12 protein-coding genes are annotated in these 11389 nt (G+C 67.9%); 6 read left to right on the top strand and 6 right to left on the bottom strand.

Translation table 11 applies throughout. The features are described from left to right. The first annotated feature begins 68 nt into the window (after positions 1-68). Positions 69-344: an HU family DNA-binding protein gene (locus ACK4SE_RS10190; protein ID WP_409692043.1), complete on the top strand. Its 276-nt coding sequence runs from the start codon at positions 69-71 to the stop codon at positions 342-344. Positions 345-451: 107 nt separating this feature from the next. Here ACK4SE_RS10190 and ligA read toward each other — a convergent pair whose 3' ends face one another. Then, a complete protein-coding gene (gene ligA, locus ACK4SE_RS10185) occupies positions 452-2770 on the bottom strand; it encodes an NAD-dependent DNA ligase LigA (RefSeq protein WP_409692041.1) in 2319 nt (772 codons plus the stop codon). A gap of 138 nt (positions 2771-2908) precedes the next feature. Here ligA and ACK4SE_RS10180 point away from each other — a divergent pair, with 138 nt between their 5' ends. Continuing rightward, positions 2909-3868: a M28 family peptidase gene (locus tag ACK4SE_RS10180; RefSeq protein ID WP_409692038.1), complete on the top strand. Its 960-nt coding sequence runs from the start codon at positions 2909-2911 to the stop codon at positions 3866-3868. A 53-nt stretch (positions 3869-3921) separates the two neighbouring features. Further along, complete coding sequence (locus ACK4SE_RS10175) at positions 3922-4506, top strand: hypothetical protein (protein ID WP_409692035.1); 585 nt, start codon at positions 3922-3924, stop codon at positions 4504-4506. Positions 4507-4557: 51 nt separating this feature from the next. Here ACK4SE_RS10175 and ACK4SE_RS10170 read toward each other — a convergent pair whose 3' ends face one another. After that, positions 4558-5016, bottom strand: coding sequence for a peptidylprolyl isomerase (locus ACK4SE_RS10170; protein ID WP_409692032.1), 459 nt, complete (start codon positions 5014-5016; stop codon positions 4558-4560). Positions 5017-5084: 68 nt separating this feature from the next. Here ACK4SE_RS10170 and ACK4SE_RS10165 point away from each other — a divergent pair, with 68 nt between their 5' ends. Next, the gene (locus tag ACK4SE_RS10165; protein ID WP_409692029.1) at positions 5085-5795 is read left to right on the top strand and encodes an RlmE family RNA methyltransferase; all 711 of its coding nucleotides are present in this window, start codon (positions 5085-5087) and stop codon (positions 5793-5795) included. Positions 5796-5917: 122 nt separating this feature from the next. Here the strand turns inward: ACK4SE_RS10165 and pth are convergent, their stop codons facing one another. The 4 genes from pth to ACK4SE_RS10145 form a co-directional block, all read right to left on the bottom strand. After that, entirely contained in the window at positions 5918-6535 is a 618-nt protein-coding gene (pth, locus tag ACK4SE_RS10160) for an aminoacyl-tRNA hydrolase (RefSeq protein WP_409692026.1), read from the bottom strand. Between the two features lie 83 nt (positions 6536-6618). Continuing rightward, positions 6619-7290: a 50S ribosomal protein L25/general stress protein Ctc gene (locus tag ACK4SE_RS10155; RefSeq protein ID WP_409692023.1), complete on the bottom strand. Its 672-nt coding sequence runs from the start codon at positions 7288-7290 to the stop codon at positions 6619-6621. A gap of 151 nt (positions 7291-7441) precedes the next feature. Further along, positions 7442-8512 carry a hypothetical protein gene (locus tag ACK4SE_RS10150; protein WP_409692020.1) on the bottom strand — a complete coding sequence of 357 codons (1071 nt, stop codon included), beginning with the start codon at positions 8510-8512 and terminating at the stop codon, positions 7442-7444. Between the two features lie 94 nt (positions 8513-8606). Then, on the bottom strand, positions 8607-9542 hold the full coding sequence (locus ACK4SE_RS10145; protein ID WP_409692017.1) for a ribose-phosphate pyrophosphokinase: 936 nt from the start codon (positions 9540-9542) through the stop codon (positions 8607-8609). A 204-nt stretch (positions 9543-9746) separates the two neighbouring features. Here ACK4SE_RS10145 and ACK4SE_RS10140 point away from each other — a divergent pair, with 204 nt between their 5' ends. Both ACK4SE_RS10140 and ACK4SE_RS10135 read left to right on the top strand, forming a co-directional pair. Then, on the top strand, positions 9747-10580 hold the full coding sequence (locus tag ACK4SE_RS10140) for an outer membrane protein assembly factor BamD (RefSeq protein WP_409692015.1): 834 nt from the start codon (positions 9747-9749) through the stop codon (positions 10578-10580). 94 nt (positions 10581-10674) lie between these two features. Further along, positions 10675-11389 (top strand): AAA family ATPase (locus ACK4SE_RS10135; protein WP_409692012.1); only part of this gene is annotated, 715 nt, incomplete at its 3' end.

The following is an 11389-nucleotide window of genomic DNA, read 5'->3' as shown; positions in this document are numbered from 1 at the left end:
GGGATATCATTGCCTGTTGGGCCTGAATCCCTCTAGACCATCGTCCACCATTCAACGAGGGACGACCCATGAATACCAGCGACCTGATCGATCACGTGGCCGGCGACCACAGCCTGACCAAGGCTCAGGCCAAAGCCATCGTTGATGGCGTTCTGGCCAAAATCACCGCGGCAGCCGCCAAGGGTGAAGAGGTCAACCTGCCCGGCTTTGGCAAGTTCAAGGTCCAGGACCGTCCCGCGCGTCAGGGCCGGAACCCTTCGACCGGCGAGACCATCCAGATCGCCGCCACCAAGAAGGTGACCTTCCAGGCCGCCAAGGCCCTCAAGGACGCCGTCGCGGGTTAAGCCGCGATCCGGCCGGAACCCACCCGCGCCGCGCAACGGCGCGGGTGGGCCGTCCGTTGTCAGATCGTTCGGCCAGGCGACGGCGCCTGGCCGGCGATCACTCGCGCTCATGAAATGAGCGCCAGCCACTCATCTTCGGTCAATACGCGGACGCCATGCTTTTCGGCGTCCTTGAGCTTCGAGCCGGCGCCCGGCCCGGCGACCAGATAGTCGGTCTTCTTCGACACCGAACCGGACACCTTGGCGCCGAGGCTTTCGGCCCGCGCCTTGGCCTCGTCGCGCGTGAAGCGCTCCAGGGCGCCCGTGAAGACGACAGTCTTCCCCGAGACGGGCGAATCCTGGACCGGACGCTCGACCGGCTCGATCCGGGTCAGCTCGGCCTCCAGCGCCGCGACCACATCCAGATTGTGCGGCTCGTGGAAGAAGCGCGCCAGTTCCCGGGCGGCCACAGGACCGACGCCCGAGACCCCGGCGATCTGGTTGAGAATTTCGGACGGGCCTTGCTCACGGGCGACGCGCGCCCATTCCACAATGGCGGGCCAGTCGCCGGCCAGTTCAGCGAGGCCGCGCCGGGCCGGCGTCGCCATGCCGGGAAAGGCGAGGGCGATCTTCTGGTCCAGCGGCGCGTCGGGCCATGGATCCTCGGCCGGCGGCCGCGCCCCGGCCATCAGCGCCAGCACCCGGGGCGATACGGCGTGGGTCTCGGACAGGCGGGTCCAGGCCTCGCTGGGCACGCCCTTGGCGGCCTGTAGACAGGCGGCCTTGAGCGCGTCCCAGGTTTCCCAGGCGCGAGCCAGAACCAGCGAGGTCTGTTCACCGATGTCGCGGATGCCCAGACCGAACAGGAAGCGGTCGAGGGCGATGATGCGGCGGGCCTCGATGCCGGCGACCAGATTGGCCACGCTGGTTTCGCCATAGCCGTCTTCCGCGCGCAGCACGTCCAGCTTTTCCGTGTCGCGGGCGAGGCGGAAGATGTCGGCCGGCTCGTTGATCCAGCCGCGCCCGTGGAAGGCTGTCAGCTGTTTTTCCCCCAGACCTTCAATGTCAAAGGCGCGACGGCCGACAAAATGCTTCAGGCGCTCGATGATCTGCGCCTTGCACACCAGCCCCCCGGTGCAGCGCCGCTTGACCTCGTCGCCCTCGCGCACAGCCTCGGAGCCGCAGACGGGGCAGTGGTCGGGAAAATCGAAGGGTTTCGCCTCGCCAGGCCGCTTTTCCGGTACCACCCCGAGGATCTGCGGGATCACGTCGCCGGCCCGCTGCAGGATCACCGTATCGCCGATCCGCACATCCAGTCGGGCGATCTCGTCTTCGTTGTGCAGGGTGGCGTTGCGCACCACCACGCCGCCGACGGTGACGGGGTGGAGGCGGGCCACGGGGGTGAGCGAGCCGGTGCGGCCCACCTGGATGTCGATGGCCTCCAGCACCGTGGTGGCCTGCTGGGCGGGGAATTTGTGGGCGACGGCCCAGCGCGGGCTGCGGGCGACGAAGCCGAGGCGCTTCTGCCAGTCCAGCCGGTCGACCTTGTAGACCACGCCGTCGATGTCATAGCCCAGCGTCGCCCGGTCGGCCTCCAGGCCCCGGTACAGCGCCATCAGCGCATCCGCGCCTTCCACACGCGTCGAGCGGTCGTTCACGCGGAAGCCCCAGGCCTTGAGCTTCTGCAACGCGTCCCACTGGGTCTCGGCGAAGTCGGCGGAGGCCTCCCCCCAGGCATAGGCGAAGAAGTGCAGCGGCCTTTGCGCCGTTATGGTCGGATCCTTCTGGCGCAGGGAGCCGGCGGCGAAATTGCGGGGATTGGCGTAGGTGCGTTTTCCGTCGGCCTCGGCGGCGGCGTTGAAGGCGTCAAAGGCGTCTGTGGGGGCATAGACCTCGCCCCTGATCTCGATGCGGCCGGGCCAGCCGGCGCCGTCCAGACGGTGCGGGATTTCACCGATGGTGCGCAGATTGGCGGTGACGTCCTCGCCGGTCCTGCCGTCGCCGCGGGTGGCGCCGGTGGTCAGCACGCCATCCACATACAAAAGGCTGGCGGACAGGCCGTCGATCTTGGGCTCAGCCACAAAGGCGACCGTCTCGTCGGCGGGCAGCTTCAGAAAACGCGCCACCCGGGCCGCGAAGTCGCGCACCTCGCCCTCGTCGAAGGCGTTGTCCAGCGACAGCATGGGCACGCCGTGGCGCACCGGGGCGAATTGGGTCGAGGCCGTCGCGCCGACGCGCAGGGACGGCGAATCGGCGCTGAGCAGATGGGGAAAGCGCGCCTCGAGGGCGGCGTTGCGCCCCTTGAGGGCGTCATAGTCCGCATCGCTGATCTCGGGCGCGTCCTGCCCATGATACAGCAGGTCGTGGTGCGCGAGGGCCTCGGCCAGGCGTTGCAGCTCCTCCGCTGCCTCGGCTTCGGTCAGGTTTTCGACAGGGGTCTCAGGCATCGGGGATTCGTCCGCTGGTTGGGCTGCAATCTAGAGCCCGTGCGGGGCTGCGTCATCGGCCGGGGTCAATGACAGTTCGTTTAGCTGACGACGCGTCCGCGAACCGCTAGAGCGGATGGAAACCTCACGGAGTTCCCGATGCGCCTCACCGTTCTTTCAGCCGCTGTCGCCGCCCTGGTCCTGGCTGCCTGTGAAACGGGCCCGGCGCCGGTCGCCTCCGAGCCGGCAGCGGCGGCGCCCGCCATCCCTGCAGCGTCGCGGCAACTGCTGGAGGATCTGCGTATCCTGTCCCACGACGACATGGAGGGGCGCGACACGGGCTCGCCGGGCGGCCAGCGGGCGCGGGACTATATCGTCGCGCGGCTGGAAGCCCTGGGCGTCGAGGCGCCCCTGACCGGGCGGCTGCAGCCCTGGAGCGCGCCGAACCGCAGCCGCATCGGCGCGGTCAGCTATGACGGAGTCAATGTGGTCGGCCTGATCCGCGGGACCGCGCGCCCGGACCGCTACATCGTTGTGACCGCCCACTATGACCACATGGGGACCTATGAAGGGCGGCTCTACAACGGGGCGGACGACAACGCCTCGGGCGTGGCCTCCATGCTGGAGCTGGCCGCGCGGCTGAAGGCCGAGGCCCCGGCGCATTCGGTGCTGTTCGTGGCCCTGGACGGGGAGGAGCGGGGCCTGATCGGCGCCGACCAGTTCGTCCAGCGCCCGCCGGTGCCGCTCGAGTCCATCGCCCTGAATGTCAATCTGGACATGACCGCGCGGGTGGACGACGGCTACCTGTGGGCCACGGGGACCTGGCAGTATCCGCAGCTGCGGCCGATGCTTGAGCCCATCCAGCCAGTCGGCAGCGTGCGGCTGGTGATGGGCAAGGACACACCGGCCGACACGGGCGCCGACAACTGGGTCAACAGCTCCGACCACGCCGTCTTTCACCGGCAAAATATCCCGTTCGTCTATTTCGGTGTGGACTATCACCCCGACTATCACGAGCCGACGGACGACTATGAGCGGATCGAGCCGACGCGCTTCATCGCGGCGACCGAGCTGATCGTTCAGGGTTTCCGGGCTCTGGATCAGGGTCTGGCGCGGTAGACGCCGGGGGCGTTCGGCGCCACCCTCGTCGCGCGTCAATCAAGGGGGATGTCATGCGCAGATGGATCATCGTGGGCGCTGCGGCGCTGGCCGTCGCGGCCTGTGAGCGGCAGGCCGCCGGGCCGCCGGTTGATGCGGAGCCGGTTGAGTCTGGGACCGCCGATACGACTGACCTGAGCGGGTTCCGTCACGACCTCGCTCAGGACGTGTCGGGCTACTATATGCCCGCAACGCCGGTCCAGGTCGGGACCTGGCGACTGACCAGCATCAGCGTGCTCACGCAGGACGACATGCGCGCCTGGGAGGGCGGCGAGCAAGGCGACGTCTATGGCCCGATCATGATCGAATTCGACAACACGGCCAGCCCCATCGGCGTCAACGAGCTGGGCCGCGAGTACCACACGGTCACCGCGCGGGTGCTGCCGGAAGCCTATGAGATCACCGACACGCGGGTGCGGTTCCGGGGGCGGTCGCCGGGGGTTGGAATCGTCACCCTGGACGCCGCACTGAACGGGGACGAACTGAGCCTGGCTCGCCGTAATCTGGGGGCCAGCGAGGGGTCCGCGCTGACCGGGACCCTCACCGTCGGCGAGCGGACGTTCGAGGGCCAGCAGTTCCGCTGGTGGATGGGGGATTGAGTCACCACGCGGTGGGATCGCCTGGCGATTCCACCGCGAAACGATCAGTCCCTAGGCGACGGTCGCCTTGACGATCTTGCCGGGCGCGCGGGGCGGCTCGCCCTTGGGCAGGGCGTCGACGTGGTCCATGCCCTCGGTCACCTCGCCCCAGACGGTGTACTGGCCGTCCAGGAAGGTGGCGTCGTCGAGGCAGATGAAGAACTGGCTGTTGGCGCTGTCCGGGTTCGCCGTGCGGGCCATGGAGCAAACGCCGCGCACGTGCGGCTCCTTGCTGAACTCGGCCTTCAGGTTCGGCCTGGACGAGCCCGAGGTGCCGGTGCCCGTGGGATCGCCGCCCTGGGCCATGAAGCCGGCGATCACGCGGTGGAACACCACGCCGTCATAGAAGCCCTCGGCGGCCAGCTCGGTGATGCGCTCCACGTGGCCGGGGGCCAGGTCGGAACGCAGCTTGATCACCACGTCTCCCGTTCCGGCGCCGGTGTCGAGGGTGAAGGTCAGGGTGTCGGCCATTTTGGCTCTCCGTGTCTAAAGTCGCGGGGGTCATAGCGGTTGAAGCGCGTGAGGGCTATGGAGCGTTCATGAGTCAGGATGAAAAACCGCCCGAACGCCGCCGCATGGTGCGCCTGCCCACCGGCGGCGCCGCCGCCGGACGCGGCATGGGCCAGAAGATCCGCACGGCGGACAAGAAGTCGCTGTCCAGTCAGGAATGGATCAAGCGCCAGCTGGCGGACAAATTTTCTGAAAAAGCCCGGGCCGAGGGCTGGCGCAGCCGCGCGGCTTTCAAGCTGACCGAGATCGACGACCGCTTGCATGTGATCCGGGACGGCTCGCGGGTGATCGACCTGGGCGCGGCGCCCGGCGGCTGGGTGCAGGTGGCGCTGAAGCGCGGCGCTCTGGCCGTGGCCGGGGTGGACCTGCTGCCCATCGAGCCCATCAACGGTGCGGAGCTGATTGAGGGGGACTTCACCGACCCCGGCGTGGGCGAGCGGCTGCTGGAGCTGCTGGGCGGTCCGCCGGACCTGGTCCTGTCCGACATGGCCCACAACACCGTCGGGCATCGCAAGACCGACCACATGAAGATCGTGCTGCTGATCGAGGCGGCGGCGGATTTCGCCATCACCTATCTGAAGCCCGGCGGCGCCTTCGTGACCAAGGCGTTCCAGGGCGCGGATCTGGGTGATCTGAAGAACCGGCTGCGGGCCGAGTTCGAGACGGTGAAATTCATCAAGCCCGAGGCGAGCCGCAAGGATTCGTCCGAGGTCTTCATGGTGGCGCTGAACAAGCGCTAGAGCCTGATCGGTTGAGGTGGGATCGCTTCGCGATTCCGCCGATGCCGTGAATCAGGCTCTCGCATTATGCTGGACCGAAATCTGAGCCCGGTTGGACTGCGCCCAACTGAACCGATTTCGGTCTAGTCCTCGCGCGCCGCCTGTCGAGGACTGAATTTGGGCGCGGGGGCCAGACGCAGGACCTCGCCCTGATAGCGCTCGTCGTCGCCCGCGGCGGCGAAGGGCAGGGCGTCGGCCACGGCGTTCAGCAGGGCCTCAAGCCACGGCTGCTCGGCCTTGTGAAAGTCCCCCAGCACGTGGGGCATCACCAGATGCTTCTCGCCGGGATGGCCGATGCCGAGCCGCGCGCGGCGGAAGTCCGGGCCCAGGTGGCTGATCATCGAGCGCACCCCGTTCTGGCCCGCCGCCCCGCCGCCGGTCTTCATGCGGAAGCGGCCGGGGGCCAGGTCGATCTCGTCGTGGAAGACGATGACGTCTGCGGGCGCGACCTTGTAGAACCGCGCCGCCTCGCCCACGGCGCGGCCGCTTTCGTTCATGTAGGTCTGGGGCTTCATGAGCAGGACGCGCACCTCGCCCTGTGGCGTCTCGATCACGCCCTCGGACACCACCGACTGGAACTTGGCCCGCTCCGGCCCGAACCGCCAGCGGCGCGCGATGGCGTCGGCAGCCATGAAGCCGATGTTGTGGCGGTTGTTGCGGTACTTGTCGCCCGGATTGCCCAGGCCGGCGAGAATCAGCATGGCGTCAATCTAGCCCAGATAAGGAAACGGCCCCCTCCGTTTCCGGAAGGGGCCGTCTCAAGCTTCCAACCCGGAAAGCGGGATCAGTCTTCCGACTTCTCTTCCGTTTCGGCTTCGGCTTCGGCCTCCGGAGCGGCGGCTTCTTCCTCGGCGGCGGCGTCAGCGGCTTCGTCGGCGGCTTCCGACTGGGCGGCCGAGGAGACCTTGATCGAGGCGATCATGAAGTCGCGGTCGGTGATGGTGGCGTGCGCGCCCTCGGGCAGGGTGATGTCCGACATGCGGATGGCGTCGCCCAGCGCACGGCCCGCCAGATCAACCACCAGTTCCTCGGGGATGCGGTCGGCGCGGACGATGATTTCCACGTCGTGACGAACGATCTCCAGCGAACCGCCCTGACGGAAGGCGGCGCACTCGTCCTGGTTCTTGAAGTGAACCGGGATGGAGATCTTCACGTCGCCCTTGGCGTCAACGCGCATCAGGTCGAAGTGCATCGGACGGTCCGACACCGGGTCGAACTGGATGTCCTTGGCGATGACCGGCTGGGTCTCTTCGCCGTACTTTAGGGTCACCAGGTGGCCCAGCAGCTTGCCGGTGTAGAGGGACTTGCGGAAGTCCTTCTCGTTCACCGAGATGGCGACCGGCTTTTCGCCGCCGCCATACAGGACGCCAGGCACGAAGCCTTCACGGCGCGCAGAGCGGGCGCTGCCGGTTCCAACGTCCTTGCGGACGTCCACGTTCAGAATGATCTCAGCCATCAGGCTCGCCTCAATAACAAAACCGCCGCGCAAAACGGCCCGCGCGGCGGGGGTCGAAACCCTCGAATTCAAGAGCGCGGGTCATTACACGCTTCGTTTCCGAAGCGCAACCATGGCCGCGCGGAAAGGCGACGGGCCCGCCGCCCGGCGATCAGTTCGGAGAGACGGTTCCGTTCTCGATCGCCTGTGTGGAGGTCGCCGCAGCGTCGGCTGCAACGGGTGTGGACTGGACCAGGGCGGTGGGAAGAACCAGCGGCTCCGGCGTGACGGCCTCGGCCGTGCACACGGCGAGGTCGCCCATCACATGGCGTCCGGCGCAGAACATGTGCTCGTAGTGCGGACGCGCGGCGGCGATGCACTGGTACAGGTTCAGCTTGGACATGCTGAGGCAGAACTGGCTGTTGCGCTCCAGCGTCAGGGCCTCGGTGTTGGGACGCCAGTCCTCACCGCCTGCGCCGAGGGCGGCGAGGGCGGCGATGGCCAGGGAATTGGCCACGGCGGGGGTGTAGGGCGGCTGCAGGTCGTCGGCGCTGACCGCCAGACTGTTTCCGTCATGGGCGGCGGCGAACAGGCGCGCGGCGTCCTCGGCGTTCGGCAGCATCTGGGCCTCGGACAGGCGACGGATCGTCTCCAGCCGCGAATCCCGGTCCGGCACGGCCTGCTGCGCCCAGCGGCGGCGGGGGTCGTTGCGTTCCTGGATGGTGTAGGCGTCCTCGGCCACCACATGGGCGATGGCGGCCAGCGCTTCCGAATCGGCGCGCAGCGTCGACACGATCAGGCCCGCGGCGTCAGCGGCGCCCGGCAACTGGGCCGCATAGGCCGGGTTGGCCACAATATTGTTGATCAGCTGGGTGCGCTGCTCCGGGTCGGCCGCAAAGGCGCGCACGCCCTCCACGAAGGGGGTCGACTGCAGGGCCAGAATAGCACCGTAGGCGATCATGCCGCGCGAAAGCTGGTTGGATTCATAGGCCGCGCCGCGGGTCATGATCAATTCGATCGTGGCGGCGTCGGTGATGGCGGGATCGATGGTGCGCGCCTCGCGCATGAAGGCCACATAGATCGCCGCAGCTTCGGAAATCCCGCTGTTCAACGCCAGGGCGGGCGGCGGCGGAGGCGGCGGCGGCGGCGGGGGCGGCGGCTCCGGCGTCTCGCAACTGGCCAGAACAAGGGCGGACAAGGCGGCGGCCATGCCGAGCCCACGACGAACAAGAGCCTGTTGCATCAAGCGATCCCTACGACTGGACGCGAAACGCCCCCCAAAATCCGGCGTCCGATACCAAAGTCCTTATACCGCCCCTGATTTGGTTTTTCGATCGTTAATCGAACAGCTTTGAAACCGACTCCTCGTTGGCGATGCGGCGGATGGCCTCGCCGATCAGGGGCGCCACGCTGACCTGGCGGATGCGGCTGCAGTTGTTCACCTCGAGCGGCTGTTCGATGGAGTTGGTGATGACCAGCTCCTTCAGGGACGAAGCCTCCACGCGCGTGACGGCGGGGCCCGACAGAACGCCGTGGCTGATATAGGCCGAAACCTCCACCGCGCCCTTTTCCAGCAGCGCCTCCGCCGCGTTCACCAGCGTCCCGCCCGAATCGACGATGTCGTCGAACAGGATGCAGCGGCGGCCTTCGACGTCGCCGATGATATTCATGACCTCGCTTTCGCCCGCCTTGGGCCGGCGCTTGTCGACGATGGCCAGGTCCGCATCCAGCCGCTTGGCCAGCGAGCGCGCCCGCACCACCCCGCCCACGTCCGGCGACACGATCATCAGGTCAGAGGTCTTTTCGTAGTGCGTCCGGATGTCCTGGGCCAGGACCGGCGTGGCCAGCAGGTTGTCGGTCGGAATGTCGAAGAACCCCTGAATCTGCCCTGCGTGCAGGTCCATGGTCAGGACGCGGTTGGCCCCGGCCCGGGTGATCAGATTGGCCACCAGCTTGGCCGAGATGGGGGTGCGCCCGCCGGTCTTCCGATCCTGCCGGGCGTAGCCGAAATAGGGCATGACCGCCGTGATGCGCCGCGCCGAGGCCCGCACCAGGGCATCGGTGATGATCAGCAGCTCCATCAGGTTGTCGTTGGCCGGATAGCTGGTCGACTGGATGATGAAGACGTCCTCGCCGCGGACGTTTTCGTCGATGACGGCGAAAACCTCGTTGTCGGCGAACCGCTTGACCTGGGCCCGCGTGAGGGGCCCATCCAGATGGTCGGCGATGGCCTGGGCGAGGGTGCGGTTGGAGTTTCCCGCCAGCAGCTTCATGGGCTGTCATCCTTTCGCCGTCATCGGCACGATTACTTGAGGCGCCTTCTAGCAGTCGGCGCGCGTGTAGCAACCCACGCCGAGCCGCATTGGCGCGAACAAATCGCTGGTGTAGAAGCGCCGGACTGTCTTTTTAGCGGCCGCCCCGGGGCGGACGCAGCCACGTGAGGTCGGACTTTGCTTCTCAGGAAATCGCGTTCCGGTTTGTCGACCCGTATCGGCGCCCTGGCGGTCGTGCTGGTCGCGACCACGGCCCTGACCGCCTGCGCCGGGCGCAACCAGCGGCCGCAGCTGGCCTATGAAGAGCGGCCGGTCGATCTGCTTTACAACTCCGGCTATCAGCGGCTGCAGCGGGAACGCTGGCTGGACGCGGTGGCCTACTTCCAGGAAGTGGAGCGCCAGCACCCCTATTCGGAATGGTCGCGCCGCGCGATCCTGATGCAGATGTACGCCTATTACCGTCAAGGGCGGTATCAGGACGCCATCGCCGGGGCGGACCGCTTCATCCAGCTCTATCCCGGCAGCCCGTCGGCCTCCTACGCCTTCTACATGAAGGCCGTGTGCTATTTCGAACAGATCGTGGACGTGGGCCGCGACCAGGCCGCCACCGGCCAGGCGCTTCTGGCGCTGCGCGACGTGACGCGCCGCTATCCCGACACGCCCTATGCCGCCGACGCCCTGATCAAGATCGACATGGTCAACGATCAGCTGGCCGGCAAGGAAATGACCATCGGCCGCTGGTACCAGCGCCAGGAGCAGCCTCTGGCCGCCATCAATCGTTACCGCACGATCATCGACAATCCGGACTTCCAGCGCACTTCCCACACACCGGAGGCGCTCTATCGGCTGGTCGAGGTGTATCTGACCCTCGGCCTGGACGAGGAAGCCAACCGCAACGGCGCGGTGCTCGGCCACAACTACCCGGGCAGCCGCTGGTATCAGGACGCCTATGTCCTGCTGACCAACGACGGCCAGCGCCCGGGCGTCGAGCCCGAGGGCGAGCGCGAAGGCTGGCTGCGTCGTCTCATTCCGGGTTGATCACGGTCGCGGCCCCGCGAATCTGCTAGTCGGGGGAGGGGACGTTCGCGTCCCGTTCCACTGATGGCCGCCTGAGGGCGCCGGACGGAGTGTCATGCTCTCAAGCCTGTCGATTCGCGACGTGGTGCTGGTCGAGGCGCTGGACCTGGAGATCAGGGACGGCCTGACCGTGCTGACCGGCGAGACCGGGGCGGGCAAGTCCATCATTCTCGATGCGCTGGGTCTGGCGCTGGGCGGGCGCGGCGACGCCGGGCTGGTGCGCAGCGGCGCGAAGCAGGCCGTGGCCACGGCGGTGTTCAGCGCCCCGGACGATCCGTCCTTTCTCCACATGCTCAGCGAGCGCGGCTTCGAGGCGGCGCCCGGCGAGGACCTGATCCTGCGCCGCGCCCTGACGGCGGACGGCCGCAGCCGGGCGTGGATCAACGACCAGCCGGCGGGCGTCACCGCCCTGCGCGAGATCGGCGCCCTTCTGGTGGAGGTGCACGGCCAGCACGAGACCGTCGGCCTGCTGGACCCCAGAACCCACCGGGGCATGCGGGACGCCTATGGCGGGCTGGCGGCCGAGCGCGGCGCCGTGGCCTCGGCCCATGACCGCTTGAAGGCGGCCGAGACGGCGCTGGCGACCCTGCGGGCCGAGGCAGAGACCGCCCGCGCCCGCTTTGAGGAGTTGAGCGAATCCCTCGCCGAACTGGACCGGCTGGACCCGCGCGAGGGCGAGGAAGCCGATCTGGCCGGCGAACGGGCCATTCTGGGCGCGGCGGAAAAGGCGCTGGCCGACCTGGCTTCCGCACGGGATTCGCTTGGCGGAG

Source organism: Brevundimonas sp. (assembly GCF_046293315.1).
In the GTDB taxonomy this organism is placed as follows: Bacteria; Pseudomonadota; Alphaproteobacteria; order Caulobacterales; family Caulobacteraceae; genus Brevundimonas.
Note: the sequence above shows the minus strand (reverse complement) of the source record. Positions and strands in the feature narration are given on the sequence as shown.

Bases quoted from the DNA above. Each gene is read 5' to 3' on its own strand.
- ACK4SE_RS10190 (WP_409692043.1), top strand. From the start codon at position 69: ATGAATACCAGCGACCTGATCGATCACGTGGCCGGCGACCACAGCCTG.
- ligA (WP_409692041.1), bottom strand. From the start codon at position 2,770: ATGCCTGAGACCCCTGTCGAAAACCTGACCGAAGCCGAGGCAGCGGAG.
- ACK4SE_RS10180 (WP_409692038.1), top strand. From the start codon at position 2,909: ATGCGCCTCACCGTTCTTTCAGCCGCTGTCGCCGCCCTGGTCCTGGCT.
- ACK4SE_RS10175 (WP_409692035.1), top strand. From the start codon at position 3,922: ATGCGCAGATGGATCATCGTGGGCGCTGCGGCGCTGGCCGTCGCGGCC.
- ACK4SE_RS10170 (WP_409692032.1), bottom strand. From the start codon at position 5,016: ATGGCCGACACCCTGACCTTCACCCTCGACACCGGCGCCGGAACGGGA.
- ACK4SE_RS10165 (WP_409692029.1), top strand. From the start codon at position 5,085: ATGAGTCAGGATGAAAAACCGCCCGAACGCCGCCGCATGGTGCGCCTG.
- pth (WP_409692026.1), bottom strand. From the start codon at position 6,535: ATGCTGATTCTCGCCGGCCTGGGCAATCCGGGCGACAAGTACCGCAAC.
- ACK4SE_RS10155 (WP_409692023.1), bottom strand. From the start codon at position 7,290: ATGGCTGAGATCATTCTGAACGTGGACGTCCGCAAGGACGTTGGAACC.
- ACK4SE_RS10150 (WP_409692020.1), bottom strand. From the start codon at position 8,512: ATGCAACAGGCTCTTGTTCGTCGTGGGCTCGGCATGGCCGCCGCCTTG.
- ACK4SE_RS10145 (WP_409692017.1), bottom strand. From the start codon at position 9,542: ATGAAGCTGCTGGCGGGAAACTCCAACCGCACCCTCGCCCAGGCCATC.